We start from the raw sequence: 21,548 nt of genomic DNA on the forward strand, positions 1-21,548 counted from the left end.
TAAATGGCATTGTATAGCACTCACGCAGGCAAGCCCAAAGTGAAAAAGATTCGAAATGCGATCATTTTTATCGCCCTTATTCTATTTGCTGCGGCGACGATATTTCCGATTTACTTCATGTTCATTTCATCGCTTAGTGATCCAGTTGCGGTTGGAGAGATCGAGTATTCGATCATTCCTAAAAAGTTTACGCTTGAGTCCTACAAATACTTTTTTGACTTTAACGAGAATTCCGTTCGTTGGCTGCTGAACTCACTTATTGTTGCAGTCACGGTAATGATTTCGAACGTTCTTTTTGCGAGTATGGCGGGCTACGCTTTCTCCAAAATTCAATTTAAAGGCAGAGGCTTCCTATTTGCTTTGCTGCTTGGTTCCATGATGATTCCAACTCAAGTGACGCTTGTGCCGCTATACATTTTGATGGTCAACGTGTTTGAATTGCAAAATACGTACAGCGCCTTGATTTTACCGAGTTTAGTTACTGTGTTTAATATTTTCCTTGCTAAACAATTTATGGGCAGCATCCCGAACGAGATTTTGGAGTGCGCAAAAATTGAAGGCTGCAATCAGTTCCAGATTTATGGGAAAATCATTCTGCCTTTATCCAAAACCGTTATGGCTGTTATGGCGATTCTGACGTTTATGGAAAGCTGGAATACGTTCTTCTGGCCGTTGCTTGTGACTAACTCTATGGAAATGCAAACGATCCAAGTCGGTCTCAAGAGCTTCCGATTTGCAAATACAACCATGATCGCGCCAATGATGGCAGGAGCTACAATCTCCGCATTGCCGATGTTCGTACTATTCTTTAGCCTACAAAGATACTTCTTGGAAGGTGTAACGGTAGGTGCGGTGAAGGGCTAAACTCAGGCTTTGGTCAAAAGGAGGCTGTTTGCGCCATGCTGATAACTTGGGACGATTCGTATCGTCAGTCCGTCATCGCCTTATGGAATGAAGCCGCGGTGGCGGATGGCTATAAAGAGCTTACAGAACAGAGCTTTGAGCAGATTTTTGCAGGAAATCGGTACTGGGATAAGAAAAACACGTTCCTTCTTCTCGCGAATAATGTGGTTGTTGGTTTTGCCTGTGGATGTACAGGTGATGACTTACCGTTGGGGGACGTGGCCGGATACATCACGTGCATCGTGTTAGCGAAAGGCTTTGAGACCGATGCTAATTATTTAATGCTATTAATTGCTTTAGAGAATCGCTTTATACAGCTAGGTAAGAAGCAAGCAGACATCCTCTTTTTCAACCCAATGCTGCTTCCATGGTACATTCCAAATACCGAGAAGCACGAGCATAACAATGCGCCAGGTGTGCCTGTAGATAGTAAGTTGTATGCGTTTTTGCTGAAGATTGGCTATGTGGAGCGTGCGAAGCAATGTGCGATGTATCTGCATTTGGCACAGTTCGCGATGCCCGATGAAGTCAACGTGAAAGAAGCAAAAGCGAGCGCCCAAGGGTACACCATCGAGAGGTTCGACCCGGGTAAGCACACTGGCGTGGAAGACATGCTTGAAGGTTTTGGGAATCCTTTATGGCAAAAGGAAATCGGTGGTGCAACATCGCAAGGTGTGCCCGTTGTCATCGCGGCCTATGAAGGCAAGACGGTAGGCTTCGCAGGACCCGTCATTCGTCAAGCGAATGGGCGAGGTTATTTTGCCGGTATCGGTGTGCTTCCTGAGCATGAGGGTCATGGTTTAGGCAGTCTTTTATTTTACAAGCTATGCGAAGCGTTTCAAGAAATAGGGACCGAATACATGTCGTTATTTACAGGTATGTCGAACCCAGCCATCCGGATTTATGAACGAGCAGGTTTTCAAACTGTGAAACTATTTGCTGTCATGAGAAGGGAGTTAGCCTAATGAGTGAGCCAAAAATGACCATTCTAGCTATCGGAGGTCACGTCGGAGATGCGGAATTAACAGCAGGCGGTGTATTAGCCCACCACTCTCTGAAGGGTGATCGAATTGTTACTTTAGCGTTAACTGCCGGGGAACGTGGCGTTCCTGCTGGACAAGACATGAAGGAATATCGTGTTCAAAAAGTGAATGAGGCTAAAACGTTTGCTGAGATGTTAGGTGGGGAATCCATCGTTTTTGACATTCCGGATGGTGAACTGCAGGATAACGAAGAAATGCGCTATCGGGTATGCGATGTGATTCGCGACGTGAAGCCGAATGTGATCATTACGCATTTTAAAAATAGTATGCATAAGGATCATATGACGACTCACCGTATTGTGAATGATGCGCGCTTTTTCGCGGGGCTAGCCTCGTTTGAGAGAGAGAAGCCAGCTCACTTTGCAGCCAAATTGTATTACGCTGAGAACTGGGAGGATGCCGTTGACTACGTTCCTTACGTTTATGTCGATTTCCCGAAAGAGGCGTTTGATCTCTGGGTGAAGGCGGTATCGACTCATTGGTTCGTGACAGGCAGTAAATCGTTCCAATACTTGGAGTACTACAAGCATCTGATGCGTGTACGTGGTCTTGAAGCCAGAAAAGAATATGCACAGACGTTCATGGTTCCTGAAGAAACTATGCGGATTCGTCAATCGGAATTATAAAACTTGAATGATAACTTAATAGAAATAAATACCAAATGACTGTAACGAGGCTTAAGCTTGTTGCAGTCATTTTAAAATCAAGGCAAGTTTGGGGAGGCAGACATGATCTTAAATGGTATCGATTGTATAGAGAAGTATGCTCACTTGTTCGAAGGTAAACGGGTGGGGCTAATTACAGCACCTACGGGATTAAACAAGGATTTTGTATCAACGATACAAATCTTTCATGAGAAGTTCAACTTGGTGGCTTTATTTTCGCCGGAGCATGGTGTTCGTGGCGATCTAGCCGCAGGTGCGCTGGTTGATACGTATGTAGACCCGATGACAGGTGTTCCTGTCTATAGTTTGTATCGGAAAGATTCCAAACGTTTGACACAAGAAATGCTGGATGTAGTCGACATCATTGTTTACGATATTCAAGATGTAGGAACCCGCTATTATACATTCATATATACGATGCTTTATGCTTTGGAAGACTGTGCGCAAGCTGGCAAAGAATTTGTCGTTCTGGACCGCATCAATCCGCTGGATGGCGTAACGGTAGAAGGCAATGTGCTCAAAAGTGGCTTCGAATCCTTTGTTGGCAACTATCCCCTCAGTGTTCGGTACGGATTGACGCCAGGTGAGGTTGCGATAATGGCGAACGATGAAAAGCAGTTAAACGGCAAGCTGCATGTCGTTCGCTGTGAAGGTTGGGAGCGAAACATGCTGTTCTCCGATACGGGACGACCGTGGATTATGCCTTCGATAGGCATTCCTCGATTTGATACCGTAGTACTGTATCCCGGCACTTGTATAATTGAAGGAACGAATCTATCGGAAGGTAGAGGAACGACAGCACCGTTTGAGATTATAGGTGCTCCGTTCATTGATGCATACAAGTTAGCCGATGAAATGAATGCAAAGAAATTGCCAGGTGTCGTGTTCCGTCCTGTTTATTTTAAACCGTCATTTTCCAAATTTCAGGGAGAACAATGCGCAGGCGTGCAAATTCATGTCCTCGACAATCGCGCAGTTCGCCCAATTGATATAGGCGTTACGTTGTTGTACACGATCAAGAACAATTATGAGCAATTTTCATTTTTGCCGCCTTTTAAAGAGGGTTCAAGACCATTTATTGATTTGCTTGGGGGCGGCAGCCACTATCGCGAGGCGCAGATTGATATTCCGGCTATGTTGGAACAATTTCGTGAGGAGAGCCGTGAATTTGCACAGAGAAAGCAGCAATATCATCTGTACTAGATTCTAGAAGACATCGGGGTGACGATTGAGATGAAGAAATTTGCAGTGGGTCTAGATGGTGGTGGTACGAAAACCGCAGTAAAGATCGTTGATGAGAAGGGGCATGTCGTACATACCTTTACATCGGGGGCCATTAATTATAATGGACAGGACGAGGCGAGTGTTGGGGCCAGTCTTAAGGAGATCTTTCGTACAATTGCGGATGTATGTGGTGATCTTTCGCATTGCGCTCAAGTGTGTATTGGCGCAGCTGGCGTCAGCAATCCGACCGTCATAACTCGTCTGGAAGCCAGTGTGCGAGCATGTGGCTACGAGGGGGGTCTATTCATAACCGGTGACCAACAAACGGCACTTAGCGGCGCACATCAAAGCGAAATTGGGATGATTCTGATTGCGGGCACGGGCTCCATTTGTTATGGCAAAAACGAGTTAGGTGAAACGCATCGCACGGGTGGTTTCGGCTATCTCATCGACGATGAAGGCAGCGGCTACAGTATCGGAAGAGATCTACTGTCTGCTGTTGTAAGGGCTCATGATGGCCGCTTGCCAGAGACCGTGATTGCGAAAAAGGTGTATGAGCAGTTAGGCATGACATCCGTTCAGGAAATCATCAGATTTGTTTACGATAAACAGACGAATAAAAAGGATATCGCCGCACTGGCGCCTATTTTAACGGAAGCTTGCGAGCTTGGGGATGGAGCAGCATGGAAGATTGTCGAGAAAAGTGCCCATTCGTTGTTTGAACTAGTTGTCCCTTTAGTTGAAAAATTGTCGATGCAGGAAGGCAGTCTGGCTATGGCTGGGAGCGCATTATTGAAGAACAGCTTTGTTCAGTCAGCGTTTATGGATTTGCTCAAAGCACGTTATCCGGCTATGACATGTATTACGCCTAAGAGTGATGCAGCTAGCGGTGCTGCGCTGATGGCACTAAACCGTATCTAGGAATAAAAGTGACGAGAGAAGGAATCAACTATGAGAGAAATTCATGAGATGTCGCTGCAAGAGAAAATTGGACAAATGCTTCTTTGCGGATTCGAAGGCACAGAAGTGTCTGAATCGTTGGAAGCACTAATCGCGGAACAACGCATCGGCGGTGTTATTTATTTTGCCCGCAATGTTGAGAATACCAAGCAGGTTGCTGAGTTATCTGGCAGGCTACAGGCAATTGCGGAGCGTAATGGTACGCTGCCGCTATGGATTTCCATCGATCAAGAGGGCGGCATGGTGGCCCGTATTACTGAAGGGGTTGCCCTTATGCCGGGTTCTATGGCACTGGCTGCTGGGGATGCAGGTCCAGAGGGTGCTTATGAAGCAGCCCTTATTTCGGGTAAAGAGCTGCGCTCGCTCGGAATCAATCTTAACTTTGCACCGGACTTGGATGTGAACAACAATCCAGATAATCCGGTCATTGGCGTGCGGTCGTTTGGTGAGTCGCCACAGCTAGTTGCTCAGTATGGGAGTCAGGCTGTACGAGGCTTCCAAGAAGCGAACGTTGTAGCAACGGCTAAGCATTTTCCAGGTCATGGGGACACCAATGTAGACTCACATCTAGATTTGCCGACGATTACGCATGGTGAAGAGCGAATTCGGACTGTAGAGCTTGTTCCGTTCATAGAAGCCATACAAAACGGTGTCGATGCGATAATGTCCTCACATATTTATTTCCCAGCTTTAGAACAAAACAAGCTGCCAGTTACACTGTCCAAGACTGTGCTAACTGGTCTGCTTAGAGAAGAACTCGGCTATGACGGCGTCATCATGACCGATTGCATGGAGATGCACGCGATTTCTGTGCATTACGGTACGGTTGCCGCCGCTGTGATGGCGGTAGAAGCAGGGGCGGATCTCGTGTTGATCAGCCACAGACGTGATCTTCAGGTCGACGCGATTGCGGCGATCGAGCAAGCGGTGCACGAAGGGCGTATCGCTGAAGCTCAGATCGACGCTTCAGTCCACCGCCTGCTTGCGCTGAAAGCGCGCCGCGGGGTAATCGCAGAGCAGCCTCGTGCAACGGCTGCGCAAGAAGTTGGAACCGCGCCGCACTGTGCGGTCGCACAGCGACTCAGCGAGGCAAGCATCACGCTCGTCAAGGACGAGCAGAAGCTGCTTCCGCTGCGGCGTGTACGGACGCTGGCGATCACCGTGGCCGCAGCTGTTTCATCCGGCGTCGACGAAGCGTACGCGGGCGTCGCAAGTTTGGGAGCCGCGCTGGCCGAGCACGGCTTGGACGTGATCGACCGCGTGCTCCCGCTTGCGGAAGTGAACGAGCGCCGAGCAGATGTGCTTGCAGAAGCGGCGGCTGCGGAGCAGATCGTCATCGGGACGTACAACGCCCGATTCCATCCTTCACAGGTCGAGCTGGTGCGCGAACTGCAAGCGCTCGGCAAGCCGCTAGTCGTCGTCGCACTGCGCGTGCCGTATGATTTGCTGGAGTTTCCGGACGTATCCACGTTTGTCGCGGCTTACGAAAGTCGCCCGTTGGCACTGCAAAGTGCAGCACGGGCTCTGCTTGGTAAATTGACACCGCAAGGCCGTTTGCCTGTTACGCTTGGTGCTGACTATCCAGCTGGGTGGAGATGGGAAGGCGCACAAGAGAGTTCCGCGCGCACGTTTTCGACTAAAATAAGTTTGGTTTGAGATTGAGGGAATTCAAATGGAGGGAGCTCAGTTATCGTGTCCAATGTAGATACCGCCAAGATAAGCTTCTTCATAGAACAAGAAATAGCTGCCGGGCATATTCCCGGTGCGGTTCTCTCTGTTATTCATAAAGGCAAGGAAGTGCTCGAGCAGGCCTACGGCAGTCGCGTTGTTCATCCCGAAGCAGCGCCAATGAGAAGCAACACGGTGTTTGATTTGGCTTCACTGACCAAAGTAGTTGCCACGTTGCCAGCGGTACTTCAGTTGATGGATCAAGGTAAGCTATCCTTAGCTGATCCGATAGGGCTTTTCTTGCCTCAATTTCAGCCCCTTCAGGAAGAACCAATCCGGATCGTGCATCTGCTCACACATTCATCAGGGCTCAGGGCAGATATTCCGGGTATTCGAGGGATGATGCATCTATCCCGGGACGAGCTGGTGGATGTCATCTTAAACGAACGGCCACTTCATCCCCCAGGGACTAGAGTTGTGTATAGTGATATAGGGATGATATTGCTCTACCTCATCGTTGAATCCGTGACAGGTGAAGCATTCGATACCTATCTCAAACGGGAACTTTATGAACCGCTGGAGATGTTAGAAACAGGTTTTTGTCCGATCTTCGATGAAACGCGTTATGCGAATACCGAGTATTCCGAACAACGTCAAGCCTACAAGTCAGGTATTGTTCATGATGAAAAGGCGGAACTAATGGGCGGTGTAAGTGGTCACGCGGGGTTATTCTCAACGGCCCACGACCTAACCAATTATGTGAAAATGATACGGCAGCAAGGTGTCTTTAAGGGGCAACGCATAGTGTCGAGAGCAGCGATCGAGCTGATGACACGCAACTTTACTCCCTATAACCAAGAGCACCGAGGGCTCGGCTGGATGCTGAATCATCAGAATAGCTTCTGGTTCGGGGGAGACTACGTTTCCGAGCAATCATTCGGGCATACGGGGTTTACAGGGACTAGTCTTTTGTTCGATCCTAAGCGGGACTTGCAAATCATTTTGCTCACAAATCGGGTTCATTTCGGACGAACAGAACATATCTTGCAGATTCGGCCAAGGCTGCACAATCTCATTCTTTCTGAAATCGAGTAACCTATAACCAAGGAGATGAATTGTTTTGCTTCGAACACTTCTGAATCAAACTTCACTAACCATAGCAGGGCTCATGTCGGGTACATCTCTGGATGGAATCGATGTGGCCATTGTCCATATAGAGGGGCGAGGCGCGGATACGAGCATCAAGCTGCTTCACTTTGAAAGCTTTCCTTTCGAAGATGAGATGAGAGAAAAGCTTAAGCTGTTATGCACAGTCGAGCATTCCGATGTTGCACAAGTGTGCGGCATGAACTTCGCCATCGGCAAGCGCTTCGCAGATGCTGTCATCCATACGGTAGCTGCAGCTAACATGAGCTTGGCGGATATTGACCTTATCTCTTCCCACGGTCAGACGATCTGGCATATCCCTACTGCGGATGATACGGATCCTTTTCTACCCAAATCAACACTGCAAATTGGAGATCTGTCCGTCATTGCCAAACAAACAGGCAGACCAGTTGTCGGTGATTTCAGGACAGCGGATATGGCGGTTGGCGGACAAGGTGCGCCACTTGTACCTTACGGTGACTACCTCCTTTTCAAAGACGCAACTAAAGGGCGTATCCTTCAAAATATCGGCGGAATTGGGAATTGCACAGCCATCCCAGCTGGTGCCAGCGGGATCAGCGCTTTTGATACAGGGCCAGGGAACATGATTATGGATCAAGTCGTATACGAGTTGTCCGAGGGACGAATGTCGTACGATGCCAATGGCGATTGGGCGGCGAAAGGCAAGGTGGATAAGGAGCTGCTAGAGAGTATGCTTGCCCATCCATACTTCCAAGAACCGCCACCCAAAACGACAGGACGCGAACTTTTCGGAAAAGGGTATGCCGCAGCATGGCTGGCATCTGCATTAGAGCGGGGGCTTCCGCACGAGGATATCGTAGCGACAGCGACAGCTTTTACCGCACATAGTATCGCTCGCGGATATCAGAACTTTATTTTTCCACAGAGTGACATTGCGGAAGTCATTATTAGCGGAGGCGGGGCACATAATCGCACATTACTTAACATGCTAGGTGAGCTACTCCCTAACCAAAGCATTCTTACCTCAGACGAGCTCGGCATATCCTGCGATGCGAAGGAAGCGATGTTGTTTGCCCTGCTAGGCAATGCATTCATCCAAGGCGAACCGAACAATGTCCCTGCGGCGACAGGAGCGGAGCGACCGACAATCATGGGGAAACTAGCACTGCCATAGGATTTACAAGAGACCGAAACCATCTGATTAGCAGGTGGGATGTCGGTCTTTTTTTTTTGAGTAGGAGAAGTGTCTACTTTTTTGATACAATGTTTACAACTTACTAGCGTTTATAAAGGAGAATAGTAGACATGCCGCCTATCCTAAAAAGTGTTCTTAAACTAATCGCTGTGCTAATCGTGATTGTCATGGGGTTCCGGGTTAATTGGCTAGTGGGGGTAGCTGCTATCGTAGTCATCCTCGGTTATTTTGTTTATGTGAATCGATCTGCATTTTATGCGCAACGAGGTAATTTGGCTTATATGAAAGGTGATCGTGAACAAGCATTGATTTGGATGGAAAAAGCCTATCTCTCTAAAGCTTTTCTGCCGAAACATCAGATTGGCTATGGTTATTTGTTAATGAAGACAGGTGATCTGACTAAGGCTGAGCAAATGTTCGAAGAGGTCCTGCAATCAACCAAAGCGACGGATATTCGGATTCAAGCGAGGCTTAATGTGGCAACGGTGTACTGGCTCCAGAATAAAAGGGATGAAGCTATCGAGATTTTGCAGGAGCTCGCACAAGAGGTTAAGAATACGCTGGTTTATGGGAATTATGGTTATTTTCAAATCTTGCTTGGGAACATAGAAGAAGCGCTTACCTATAATCTTGAGGCTTATGCCTATAATGACAGTGATCTGACCATTATGGATAACTTAGCGCAGAACTACTATATGCTGGGGCGTCTAGAGGAAGCGGAGGAGATGTATACGAAAGTGATGGCGAAAACGCCTAAGCATGCGGAGTCCTATTATTTCTATGCACAAACACTCCATAAACTCGGTCGCACACAGGATGCTCGCGAGCAGTTGGCGATAGCGCAGGAGAAGGAACTTGCTCTAGTAACTCCTTTGACTAAGGAGGATATTGCGCTTTTTGCAAGCCAATTAGGTAAAGATGAGGTTGAGGTTGTACACTAGAAAATCGAAGACGTGTACAACAACAAGTAGCCGAAGAGTTGAACTCTTCGGCTTTTGTGCGCGACTTTACTCGTGAGGGGCTCAATAGACAAGACGTCGGGAGTGGCGATAGTCCGATATTTCCGAACTGAATCGGAGATTTCGTGAGATAAAACATGAATAGTTGGATTTTACCCAACTAAATGGACTTTTTTCGCCGGAGGGAATCGTTTTGTGCGATTTAGTTCGGCAAAGTCGGACTAATGAAGGATTATGGTCGCCGACAGTGAAAATAATTCGGTAATTTCGGACTAATGCGGGGAGAGAAGGAGTACCCTCGACCCGATCGTTCCGAACAGGGGAAATTCGTCTGAACAAGGCAAGATCAAGAAGTTTGTGTGGTTGGGCTATTCATCGTGACAATGAATAGTTTTTTTGTGTTTTTCTTGAAAATTGACACCTTGACGCTGAATCTAGATTGACATATCATCGAATTAAACATAAATGAGCAAAACATTAATATAAATGAGTGTAAGTGAACAAATATGAGTACTCCAAATGAAGAGTAAGGAGGTGAGGAGTTGGCTGATCAAATATGGTACATTTCGCATTTTGATCTCACATTGCGTCTGGTATTATCGCTGGTTTTGGGCGGATGTATCGGATTGGAGCGAGAATGGAGCAACCATGCGGCAGGGCTGCGTACGCATATTTTGGTTTGTCTTGGTTCTACAACAATCATGCTGCTGTCCATGTATGGATTTAGCGAGTTTTTTATCAATGAACCCACACTGCGCGGTGATCCGGCTAGATTGGCTGCACAAGTCATCAGCGGTATCGGCTTCCTAGGTGCAGGAGCTATTATGCGGACAGGATCGAGGGTATCCGGCTTGACGACGGCTGCGTCGATCTGGGTTGTCGCCGCGATTGGATTAGCTGTAGGCGCTGGTTTTTATTACGTATCGCTTGTCACGGTCATTCTTGTTTTATTTTGTTTATTTGTATTGAATTACTGGGAGAAATATTGGAATCGCAAGCGCAAACATGAAGAATTGACAGTTAGAGTGGTTGATCATCCCGGTTGTATAAACGAAGTTATCGCGCGCTTGGTTGAATTAAACATCCCGATCCGACAGATACAAATGGATAGAGCGTCCGATGAAGATGGGGAAGCCTCAGGGCTTATCGCAATTGGCATTTCGTTATCAGCTCAGCAGGATGAGCAGCACATAAGCAGTTTGTTAAACATGATTTGCGGGATTCCTCATGTGCAAGCGATTGAACCGCATGGTCTTCCCATTTTCAAAAAAAGGAATGAAAGTCGATTAGCTTCTGTTTTTCCTAGATGAAGACCTTGGGATGTCTTGGCGTTTAATGAAGTTAACTAGATGTGACAGGAGAGGAATCCACAATGAACCATGCCCATCAAGCTTTGAATACCAACGTAGTTTCGCGCGCTTATCGTCTTGTAAAGCCTAGAGATGTACAGGATATTGTTATAGAACACGAAGTGCATGACTGGGAGGTTGTTGTTGAACCGAAAATTGGGAGCGTATGCCATGCGGATTTGCGTTATTTCACGGGTCAACGACGTGCCGAGGCGCTGGCGCGCAAGTTGCCTATGGCACTTATTCATGAAGGAATTGGCACCATCATTCAGAGCAGAAATCCTCAAGTGCAGCCAGGTCAGCGCGTTGTCATTGTTCCGAATCTACAAGGATACTTGATCAAAGGGCTGAATCAAGATCAATGCTGCGAAACCTGCAGAGGCAATAAGGGAAATAATTACTGTACGCATGGTCGCTTCCTGGGGAGCGGTATGGACGGTATCGCGCAAAGCAGGCTAGTCGTACCGGCCGCAAGTGCCATACCGATTCCGGCAGAAGTGCCAGATGAGATCGCGGTGTTGACCGAGCTGTGTTCGGTATCGTATCAAGCGCTTAGCCACGTAGCTGATCGATTAACGAACGCGAATATTGTTATTTTTGGCGATGGTCCTGTGGGGTATTTAGCAGCGGCGATGCTTCAACATGTGTATAAGGTAGATCTAGATCGCATAACGGTGTTTGGTGCAGTTCCTGAAAAACTGGAAAAGTTCGATTGTCCTAACCGAAAGCTTGTGCAGGAATATGACTTTTCATCGGGAACTTCCTATGATATTGCGTTAGAATGCACAGGAGGTAAATTTTCCGAGGGTGCAATTAATCAGGCGATTGATGTGTTGAATCCTGGCGGGCATCTTATTTTAATGGGAGTTACAGAGGAACGAGTACCTATAAATACGAGGGATGTGCTAGAAAAAGGCCTTACATTGAAGGGAAGTTCCCGCAGTTCCATTGAAGACTTTATCCCTGTTCTTCATGCCATGAAAGATCCTACATGTCAGGCGACGTTAAGCAAGCTTTTGCCTAGTGCCATTATCGAAATTAAGTCGAATGAGGATTTTGCGGAAGCGATGGCTTTTGCAGAAGAGCACCGCAGTTGGACGAAGGTATTGCTGGATTTCAGATGGGAGCCATCTTGCTAGAGTTGGAGGCGTAGAGAAATGGTGTTACGTGAAAAGATCGGGTGGAAGAGTGTGAAGTGGCAGGCGCATCAAAATTCCAATTCAGAAATGCCTGAGAATACGCTGGCGGCTGTAAACTACGCCTGGGAGCTTGGCGGTATACCGGAGTTGGACATTCGCCAAACGGTGGACGGGACAATTGTAGGACTCCATGATGCTACGCCGGAAAGAACGACAAATGCTCCGGCGGCCGATAAAGATAAGCTCGTTTCGACGCTGACCTATGAACAATTGTGTGCATGGGATGCGGGCATTAAATTTGGGGAGCAGTTTCAGGGAGAGCGTATTCCCGACTTGGAACACATATTCAAAGTATTAGCTGAACATGCCGAGCGAGAGTTATATTTGGATTATAAGAGTGTTGATCTAGAGTTGCTCGCAGAACTAATCGGCAAGTATGGCGTAGCGCGACAACTTATTTTTGCTCATAATGACCATGGGAATTGTTCTGCAATGAAGCGGCTAGTGCCAGAAGTGCGAACGATGCTGTGGATATCAGGTCGCGTACCTGAAACACTGATGCATACCTGCACCGAGGTGCTTGAGGGGGATTCGTCTACGTTAGATATCATACAGCTTCATTTAGTTGATGAAGAAGCCGGTACGGAAGGAGAATGGAGATATCGCGTACCGCAGTCCTATGTCGCTGATACTTTGGCGCAATTGGAGGAACGTGGGCTTGAATTGGAAGTGTTGCCATTCCATTTTGCTGATCGCGATGTATTCGAATTGTTAGATATGGGCATTCGCAGGTATGCCGTAGATGAGCCTAAACGGTTTGTTGAGGTTTTACAACGTTATTTTGAATAGGGAATGAATGTTTCACAAACAAGGAAAAAGAGGGACCGCTCTAGGGGCAGGGCCTTGTTTGTGCTTGTTCCGTGTATCTTGACAGCATAATGATTCATCGTTAATCTAAAAGAAACAAATTTGCGCACAAATTACTGCTAAATGAGCAGATTATATAGGGATTTGTGGGGAGGGACCATCCGTTGTTAGCGGCAGAACGAAAATATCGCATCGTGGATTACGTCAAACAACATCGTGTCGCGACAATTGCTGAGCTGGCATTAGCATTTAATGTTCATGACGCGACAATTCGGCGAGATCTGGAGGAAATCGAACAGAAGGGGCTGCTCAAGCGAACACATGGCGGTGTAACCTTTGATCAGTGGACGCAGGATGAGCCTTCTTTTAATGAACGGGCCGTCCAGCAATTAGATCAAAAGATGCGGATCGGGAAGATCGCAGCAAGCCTGATTCAAGATGGGGAACACATAATAATTGATTCCGGCACGACGACGCTTCATATTGCCAAGCATCTTGTTCATCGTTCGAATATTACCGTCGTGACCAACGACATGAACATTGCTATGGAGCTGCGCGAAGCATCGGGAGTCAAGGTCATTATGACAGGCGGGGAGCTGTATCCGTCTAGCTATATGTTCAACGGGATGTTTACTGATCATGTCCTGAAGTCGCTTCATGTGCAGAAAGCGTTCCTCGGCACGCCGGTCATCCATCCGAAGCATGGGTTGATGCATCCGGAGGCACAGTTAGTGCCGACCAAGCAAGGCATGATTGCTGCAGCTGAGCGAATTATTGTCGTCGCGGACGAGAGCAAGATCGGCAATTTGTCGCTCCATACCGTTGCGCCGATAAGTGCAGTACATACGCTGATCACTTCTGAGGGAGCTCCGGACAAAGCCATAAATCAGTTTCGCGATAGCGGCGTCGAAGTCATGTTGGCTTAAGACGGCGCGTAGCATCGTTTGTATTGAGCGCCCTCGCGAGTGCTTTTTTTTATTTAGCTGAACTAGAAAAAATGATTGTACAGCCAAAGGTTATCTGCTACAATCCAAATAAGCAAATGAGTTATTTTTGAGCAAATGTCCATATATACGAATAACCGAATAGCAAGAAAGGATGATTGCAGATGAACATTCTTGTCACAGCCCCTTATACGGAGGAGCAATTAAAGGTCGTTGAGCAGTTCGGAAAGGTACATTTCAGACCTTGGAAATCAAACGGCAGAGCCTTCCACGCGAATGAGCTGATTGAATTGCTGCAGGAAACGAATGCGGATGCCCTCATTACCGAACATGATTACGTGGATGCTTCCGTCATTGAGGCTGTTGATCTGAAGTTTATCGGTGTCTGCAGAGGGACGCCGTCGAATGTGGATGTTGCAAGCGCAACGCGCAAAGGAATTCCTGTATTCAATACGCCGGCTCGTAACGCACAGGCTGTAGCGGAGTTGGTAGCCGGTTCGCTGATCGTATTCTTGCGGAAATTGCGTGAAGCAGAGTACTGGCTCAAGTCGAAAGCATGGAAATCGGATGCGCATGAATCCTATCTTCATTTTCGAGGGCATGAGCTGCGCGGAAAAACCATCGGCATGGTAGGCTTCGGAGGTGTTGGGCAGCGAGTTGCCGAAGTATTGAGAGGTTTTACCTGTGAGATTCAATATTATGATCCCTATTTGCAAGAATCACCGAATCCAGCGTATACCGCTCGTTCCTTAGAGGACGTGTTTGCAACTAGTGACATTGTGTCGATCCATCTTCCCGTTACGGCAGATACGATCGGGATGATTGACGAACAGCTACTCAGCCTGATGAAGCCTGATGCGATACTGGTCAACAGCGCTCGCGCGGCTGTCGTGAACCGAGACGCTCTGTTCGCGGCCTTGCAAGACAAGCGTATTGGTGGAGCTGTGCTGGACGTGTTCTATCACGAACCGCCAGATGAATCGGATTATGCGTTGATTGAACTACCCAATGTGTATGCGACACCGCATATTGCTGGCGCCTCCTATCAAGTGGATGGCTATAGCATCGTTATGATGAATGAAGCGCTTGAAGCATGGTTCGGGCAGGGGAATCGACGAATCCGCCAGTTAGTTAACAAATCGATTCTGGTTGAACCGATCGAACATGAACATGCAGCCAAAGCAGTTGGCGGCTAATATGCTTGTGGTCCGTATAGAGGAGGAAAAAATGTGAACAGCAGCAAACTCGTTTTTATCGGAGCTGATATCGGTTCGCAGGGTGTGCGTGTTATGGCACTAGATGAGCAAGGGGAGCTGCTTGCCGCAGATGCGGTGACATTCGAGCTCGCCAATACGCGGGAGGAGCAGTCGCCAGCGCTTTGGTGGGAGGCTTTGACGGGATGCTTGAGTCGAATCGTTCACGATTTGAAAACGTTACATGCAGGCATATCAATTGAAGCCTTATCGGTGACATCCACCTCGGGAACGATGATTCCTCTGGATGAGCGGAACGAGCCGCTGGGCCCGGCGCTGATGTACAGCGATCCTCGGTCGCAGCTGGAAGCGAAGGCTTGCACCCTTGCTGCGCAAGGTGATCCGTGCGCGTATACCACATTTCATGCCTCCTCTGGATTGCCAAAAATCATCTGGTTTGGCAACCAGTATCCGCACCTGATGGAACAGACGAAACGTTGGGTACATGCTGCTGATTATCTGATTGGCAAGCTAAGCGGAGTATGGGGAGTTACCGATTATACGAATTGCTTGAAAACGGGATATGACTTAGTTCGCGACCGTTGGCCGTCCTATATAAGTGAGAAGCTGGGCATCCCGTCCGAATGGCTGCCTACCGTTGTAGCCCCGGGCACTGTGCTCGGCACGATTAGCACGGAAGCGTGCCAGTTGACAGGTTTGCCTGCGCAAGTTCGCATCGTTGCGGGCATGACGGATGGCTGCGCCTCACAGATTGCCTCGGGTGCGATTCGACCTGGTGAATGGAATACAACGATTGGAACGACGATGGTTGTAAAAGGTGTCACACAGCAGCCGATCCTAGATCCGCTCGGTAGATTGTATAACCATAAGCATCCGCAGGGCTTTTGGATGCCTGGCGGCGCAAGCAATACAGGAGCCGATTGGGTCTCGCGCGATTATCAAGGGGCGGATCTTGCCGTCTTGAATCAACGGGCCGGCGAGATGACGCCGACACCTTGGGTCGCCTATCCACTTCGCCAGAAGGGGGAGAGGTTCCCCTTTGTTGCTGAGCATGCCTGCGGCTTTGAGTCTCAGGGGCTTACACCTGAGCAGCGATTTGCTGCTCGGATGGAAGGAGTCGCCTATTTGGAGCGGCTTTCCTATGACATTATCGAAGGTTTGTCAGGTGAACGTGTGTCAGCGATTTATACAGCAGGCGGCGCGAGTAACAGCCTTGTCTGGTTACAGATTCGAAGCAGTGTGAGCGGCAGGCCCATTCAAAAGATGAAACATACCGAAGGTGCGGCAGGCGCTGCTGTTCTAGCTGCCTCCCAAACGCGGTTTTCAAACTTAGAAGAAGCGGGAAGCGCGATGATTCGTCCAGCGTTGACCGTGGAACCAGCCGCCCCTTCAGTTTGTGAGCAGTATGAGATGAGATACAAGCAGTTTGTACAGCAATTACGCGATAATGGATTTTATCATGAGGGAAAGGTTCAGGTGGGATAAAATGACTCGGTTTTATGTGATGCGTCACGGAGAAAGCGAATGGAATCGTGATGGCCGCTACTGCGGGATTTCGGAGATTCCTCTTTCAACTGGAGGGATGAAACAGGCGGAGCAGGCGGGCGAGTTCCTTCGAGCCGTGAAGATCGATCATGTCTACGCATCCCATCTGGAGCGCGCAGCTCAAACCGCTCAGCCTGCGGCAGGCCATCGAAAGCTGCGCATTCGTCAAGATAAGCGGCTGTCGGAGATTGATTTTGGCTTATGGGAGGGGCTGCAGCTAGAGGAAATTAAGTCCCGATACTCCCAGGAGTGGCAGCGTTGGCTGGATGACCCTACCGAAGTTTTGGCTGGCGGAACTGGAGAGTCTGGACAAGTTGTGTTTAATCGGATGCATCACTTTTTTACAGAGAAAGCAGTAGAGCACCCGGGTGAGCAAATTCTTGTTACCGGGCATAGCACAGCGATCCGTATTTTCATTGCTGGCTTGCTGTCCATGCCGCTGAAAGCGTACCGAAAGCTGCCTACTGAAAATGCAGGCATTGCCGTGCTGGACGCGAAGGGCGACGATTTTCAACTGATCAGATTGAACTGCCGTTTTGATGCATTTTAAATACCTATATCGGGAAGGAATGACTGCTCATGACGATTAAAGGAATTGCACACCGTGGCTACCCTGTCAAATATATTGAAAATACGCTGCCTTCGTTTCAAGCAGCTTGTGAGTTAGGATTTTCACAGCTAGAGTTGGATGTTCACTTAAGTAAGGACGGCGTGCCTATCGTGATGCATGATAAAACGCTCGACAGGCTGACCGATGGTAAAGGCTATATCAAGGACTATACAGCGGAGGAGCTGCGCCAATTTCGGATCAGCGGTACGGAAGTGATTCCAACGTTGGAGGAAGCACTGCTTCTGGTTAAGGATCGCTTAATTGTCAGCATCGAACTGAAACAGGAGGGCGAACTCTATACGGGGCTGGAAGAGGCAGTTCTGGAAGTTGTTCGTCGCACAGGGATGATAGAGCAGGTTTATGTGATTTCCTTTGATCATTTCTCTGTCGCTCGGATGAGAGAGCTGGATGCAGATATCTCATTAGGCTTAGTGTTCCATGGCAGCATGCCTTATGTGTTCCCTTTTATGAAAGAGATCAAAGGTCAGTATTTGGCTGTTAAGCTGTCATTTCTCACGGAACGGTATGCTCGCATGATTGAAGAAGCGGGAATTCAACTAGTTGTCTGGCCGGTCGACCGTTTGGAAGAGATGGAGATGGTTGCGAAGAAATATCCTTCGGCCATTATATGTACGAATGAATTGGAGCGGTGGAAGTCGTTTGTTGAGAATCGTTGATAGGACAATTTTCAAAAGCAAGAGCAAGAGACGGAATATCCATGGGGGTATTCCGTCTTTTTCTATTGTAAGGCGTTAAGCAGCTACCGATTTTCGTTGACAAATGACACGGAAACTAGGGAATTTCCACTATGGCCGCTCGAGCGGTTTCGATAGACTTAAGGGGAGATGGCGGATAAGACATGCTCATCTCGAAGTTGGATTTCCCTGAGATATCTACATAAAAGGAGAGAAACTAGCATGACGTTACCTGACTTGAACCAATTCGCAGATCCGCCGGCCCTGTACAAAAGCGCACCTCTTTGGGTGTGGAACGACGAGATGACGGAGGCACTCATTCGCACACAGTTGCTTGAATTAAAAGAACATGGCTTTGGCGGTGCCTTCGTCCATCCTCGTCCGGGACTCATTACACCCTATTTATCCGAGGAATGGTTTGAGTTGTGGGCCGTTGCATTGGAAGAAGCGGAAAAGTTGGAATTGAAGCTGTATATTTACGATGAAAATTCATATCCGTCTGGCTTTGCTGGAGGCCATGTGCCGTCTGAGCTGCCAGATTGTCTGGCCAACTCGGTGAATATGCGTGAGCTGGATTTAACAGACAGCAAGTCAACGCTGCCAGTCGTCTCCGGGATGCTGAATCGCCCAGGGCATCCGATCCGAGCGTTCGCCATGAAGGAAAGCGCTGAGGGGAACGGGACACTAGAAATTGCCCATGATGTCACAAACATCCCTTCTTCCGAGTGGGGACAGTATGGCGAGAAGTTTCTGTGGTTTGAAATTGGCAAGCCAGAGACAAACTCATGGCTCGGCGGTTTTGCATATACAGATTTAATGCGCCCTGAAGTGGCGCAGGTCTTCCTTGATAGCACGTATGAAGCGTATCGCAGTCGATTTGGCGACAAGTTTGGCAGCAGCATTCCAGCCATCTTCACGGATGAACCGGAAATCTCACCAGGTAATCTATTTCAAGCTGGCAACAACTTTTTGCCATTCAGTTATTGGTTTGCTGGCCGCTTTGAAGAGCGGAACGGGTATGATTTAAAGGACCACTTACCTTGCTTGTTCAAAGACGTTACTGGTCCTTCACTTCGCCGAGACGCTCAAAAGGTTCGCTACGATTATTACGACACCATTCGTGAGTTGTGGGTAGAAAACTTTCTTCAACCTATTTATGAATGGTGTGCGAAGCATGGGATTGCTTGGACAGGGCATTATTTGGAGCATAACTGGCCCTATCCGTGGGGCAGAACCTCTCCAGCAGTGATGTCACTCTATGAGTACATGCAGTGGCCAGGGATTGATATGCTGCGCTCCAATTTGTTGAGGAAGAAAGATCAGGAAGGCATGGAACCACTCATGCTAACGATTCGGGAAGTCCACAGCGTCGCCAATCAGTTAGACAAAGAGCGTGTTCTTTGCGAAGCTTATGGCGCTGGCGGATGGGATTCGGATTTTCGTGATTACAAACGAATTGGCGACTGGCTGGTTGTTCACGGTATTAACTTTATTAATCAACATTTAACGTTCGTTACGTTGTCGGGGGCACGTAAACGTGATCATCCCCAATCCTTCGACTGGCGTCAGCCGTGGTGGGAAGAATATGGGAAGATGAACGACTACTTCGGACGTCTAACCTATATGCTTTCGCAGGGGAAGACGAACAATCGCATTCTGTTCTTAAATCCTGTGACGAGTGTTTTCATGGAATCGCCGGAATCTCAGAAGGGAGGCCTTAGTCTCCAGGCAGCTCCGCCACAGAACCCAGATATGTCTCTGCATCTGGAAGTTGTACAAGGCTTGTGCGATCGGCAGTGGAACTATGATTTCGGCGATGAGTTCATTATGGAGCGGCATGGCCAAGCTGAAGCTGGCAAGCTTCAAGTTGGCAATCGCCGATACGATGTTGTTATTTTCCCGGATAGTATGCGGAATATGAAAGCTTCGACTTTAAAGCTGCTTGAAGCCTACTTGCAGTCAGGTGGACGTGTGATTGCGATGGCAGAGCCGTCAAGTTTTATTGATGGTGAGGCTTCGGAAGTGGCGCTCAAGCTGGCATCCTACCCAGGATGGCTGACTGCGTCGACGCTTGATGACATAGATCATTTACTACGTGAAATACTTCCGATGGATATCGAATGGGTTAACGAGACTCCGCTTCCAGTCGGCGTCCACCATTTGCGTCGGGACTACGACGATGGCAGCTCCGCTTACTTTATCGTCAATAGTAGTCCTCAGGCGATTGTTGCTGATTTGAAGCTGCTCGGTAAGGAAGTCGAAGTTCGTGACGCTTGGAGCGGGAACGTTGTAATACCTGCTTACGTACGGGAAGGTGAGTTCGTGCGTCTGACGATTGAGCTGCCAGAGGAAGGATCACATCTATTGGTTGTCAGGAATGTAGTGAACGGAGATGCTGATCTACTTGCAGCGCAAGAGGTTACGTCTAACGCGAACACGGCTAGTTGGCGCACAGTCTCCGCACAGACGTCCGTCCAGCTGGAAACAGACAATGTGTTGACGCTGGACTACTGCGATATTCAAGTGGGCAGTAAATCGTACGAGAACATCAACACGGTTCATGGTCAGCGTCTGATCTATGAGCACCATGGCTTCGAAACGAACCCATGGGATAATGGGGTGCAGTTCAAACGCAGGCTGCTCGACCGCAATACGTTTGGAGCTGGTACTGGCTTTACAGCAACATATCGCTTCCACGCAGATAAGGCAGGTTTAGTTGGCCCGATCCAGTTCATGGCGGAGCGTGGCCGTTCTTATCAGTTGTCCGTCAATGGCACTCCGATTACATGGAATGAGGCGAGTTGGTCGCTAGATCATCATTTTGACGCTGCGGAAATTTCAGGTGCCATTGTGAACGGGGAAAATACAATCACGCTGCAAGTAACTCCATTCGATATTCGCTTAGAATTAGAAGCGGTTTACTTGTTAGGCTCATTCTCGGTCATCAGCACCGAAGGCAAATGGACAATTGCTGAACCCAAAACGCTCGGTTTAGGAGCGTGGAAAGATCAGGGCTACCCGTTCTACAGCAACAGTGTGGTGTATGAAAAACAAATCCAGGTGCCATCGTTAGGCCACGCTTATCGAGTTCACCTTCCCGAGTGGGGCGGGGCTGTGGCATCGCTGCACGTGAATGGGCAATTCGCTGGCTTATTTGGTGCCGGACAAGGAGATTCCCATGAGGTCAGTCAACTTCTCCGTGAAGGAACCAATACCATTGTAGTTCGCGTTTCAGGTAACCTCAAGAACATGCTTGGTCCGCATCATGAGCCAGACGGTGTGCGGAAAAGCGCATGGCCACGCAACTTTAAAAAGGCGCCACTCTATGGTCCGCCAGTTGCCGAAAGCTACGATACGCTTGCTTTCGGATTATTAGCCGATTTTGTTGTCGAAATTAGCTAAATATAAATTTCCATTTGTTTAGAACCGTGTAGTCAGGC

18 protein-coding genes are annotated in these 21,548 nt (G+C 48.3%); all 18 read left to right on the forward strand.

Annotated elements, in window-relative coordinates; genetic code table 11:
- Window positions 1-3: 3 nt before the first annotated feature.
- The 18 genes from AC58QM_RS00095 to AC58QM_RS00180 all read left to right on the forward strand — a co-directional run bounded on the left by AC58QM_RS00095 (window position 4) and on the right by AC58QM_RS00180 (window position 21,510).
- The gene (locus tag AC58QM_RS00095) at window positions 4-864 is read left to right on the forward strand and encodes a carbohydrate ABC transporter permease (RefSeq protein ID WP_497280313.1); all 861 of its coding nucleotides are present in this window, start codon (window positions 4-6) and stop codon (window positions 862-864) included.
- 35 nt (window positions 865-899) lie between these two features.
- Entirely contained in the window at window positions 900-1,868 is a 969-nt protein-coding gene (locus tag AC58QM_RS00100; protein ID WP_497280315.1) for a GNAT family N-acetyltransferase, read from the forward strand.
- Window positions 1,868-2,572: a PIG-L deacetylase family protein gene (locus tag AC58QM_RS00105; protein ID WP_497280316.1), complete on the forward strand. Its 705-nt coding sequence runs from the start codon at window positions 1,868-1,870 to the stop codon at window positions 2,570-2,572. Before AC58QM_RS00100 ends, AC58QM_RS00105 begins: the two co-directional genes overlap by 1 nt.
- Window positions 2,573-2,674: 102 nt before the next feature.
- Window positions 2,675-3,814: an exo-beta-N-acetylmuramidase NamZ family protein gene (locus AC58QM_RS00110; RefSeq protein ID WP_497280318.1), complete on the forward strand. Its 1,140-nt coding sequence runs from the start codon at window positions 2,675-2,677 to the stop codon at window positions 3,812-3,814.
- A gap of 30 nt (window positions 3,815-3,844) precedes the next feature.
- Window positions 3,845-4,756 (forward strand): N-acetylglucosamine kinase, encoded by a 912-nt coding sequence (locus AC58QM_RS00115; RefSeq protein ID WP_497280320.1) that lies wholly within the window; start codon window positions 3,845-3,847, stop codon window positions 4,754-4,756.
- 30 nt (window positions 4,757-4,786) lie between these two features.
- Window positions 4,787-6,451, forward strand: coding sequence for a beta-N-acetylhexosaminidase (gene nagZ / locus AC58QM_RS00120; RefSeq protein ID WP_497280322.1), 1,665 nt, complete (start codon window positions 4,787-4,789; stop codon window positions 6,449-6,451).
- Window positions 6,452-6,487: 36 nt separating this feature from the next.
- The gene (locus AC58QM_RS00125; RefSeq protein ID WP_497280324.1) at window positions 6,488-7,558 is read left to right on the forward strand and encodes a serine hydrolase domain-containing protein; all 1,071 of its coding nucleotides are present in this window, start codon (window positions 6,488-6,490) and stop codon (window positions 7,556-7,558) included.
- A gap of 25 nt (window positions 7,559-7,583) precedes the next feature.
- On the forward strand, window positions 7,584-8,765 hold the full coding sequence (locus AC58QM_RS00130; RefSeq protein ID WP_497280326.1) for an anhydro-N-acetylmuramic acid kinase: 1,182 nt from the start codon (window positions 7,584-7,586) through the stop codon (window positions 8,763-8,765).
- A 131-nt stretch (window positions 8,766-8,896) separates the two neighbouring features.
- A complete protein-coding gene (locus AC58QM_RS00135; RefSeq protein ID WP_497280328.1) occupies window positions 8,897-9,727 on the forward strand; it encodes a tetratricopeptide repeat protein in 831 nt (276 codons plus the stop codon).
- A 560-nt stretch (window positions 9,728-10,287) separates the two neighbouring features.
- Complete coding sequence (locus tag AC58QM_RS00140) at window positions 10,288-11,055, forward strand: MgtC/SapB family protein (RefSeq protein ID WP_497280329.1); 768 nt, start codon at window positions 10,288-10,290, stop codon at window positions 11,053-11,055.
- A 62-nt stretch (window positions 11,056-11,117) separates the two neighbouring features.
- Window positions 11,118-12,233, forward strand: a complete 1,116-nt coding sequence (locus tag AC58QM_RS00145; protein ID WP_497280331.1) for an alcohol dehydrogenase catalytic domain-containing protein — start codon at window positions 11,118-11,120, stop codon at window positions 12,231-12,233.
- 18 nt (window positions 12,234-12,251) lie between these two features.
- Window positions 12,252-13,082 (forward strand): glycerophosphodiester phosphodiesterase, encoded by an 831-nt coding sequence (locus AC58QM_RS00150; RefSeq protein ID WP_497280333.1) that lies wholly within the window; start codon window positions 12,252-12,254, stop codon window positions 13,080-13,082.
- Between the two features lie 182 nt (window positions 13,083-13,264).
- Entirely contained in the window at window positions 13,265-14,026 is a 762-nt protein-coding gene (locus AC58QM_RS00155) for a DeoR/GlpR family DNA-binding transcription regulator (RefSeq protein ID WP_497280335.1), read from the forward strand.
- A gap of 182 nt (window positions 14,027-14,208) precedes the next feature.
- Window positions 14,209-15,240, forward strand: coding sequence for a 2-hydroxyacid dehydrogenase (locus AC58QM_RS00160; protein ID WP_497280337.1), 1,032 nt, complete (start codon window positions 14,209-14,211; stop codon window positions 15,238-15,240).
- A gap of 33 nt (window positions 15,241-15,273) precedes the next feature.
- Window positions 15,274-16,743 carry an FGGY-family carbohydrate kinase gene (locus AC58QM_RS00165; protein ID WP_497280339.1) on the forward strand — a complete coding sequence of 490 codons (1,470 nt, stop codon included), beginning with the start codon at window positions 15,274-15,276 and terminating at the stop codon, window positions 16,741-16,743.
- 1 nt (window position 16,744) lies between these two features.
- Window positions 16,745-17,353 carry a histidine phosphatase family protein gene (locus AC58QM_RS00170; protein ID WP_497280341.1) on the forward strand — a complete coding sequence of 203 codons (609 nt, stop codon included), beginning with the start codon at window positions 16,745-16,747 and terminating at the stop codon, window positions 17,351-17,353.
- A 29-nt stretch (window positions 17,354-17,382) separates the two neighbouring features.
- Window positions 17,383-18,090 (forward strand): glycerophosphodiester phosphodiesterase, encoded by a 708-nt coding sequence (locus tag AC58QM_RS00175; RefSeq protein ID WP_497280343.1) that lies wholly within the window; start codon window positions 17,383-17,385, stop codon window positions 18,088-18,090.
- A gap of 240 nt (window positions 18,091-18,330) precedes the next feature.
- Window positions 18,331-21,510, forward strand: a complete 3,180-nt coding sequence (locus AC58QM_RS00180; RefSeq protein ID WP_497280345.1) for a glycosyl hydrolase — start codon at window positions 18,331-18,333, stop codon at window positions 21,508-21,510.
- Window positions 21,511-21,548 lie beyond the last annotated feature (38 nt).

The organism is Paenibacillus sp. J22P165, from assembly GCF_059692015.1.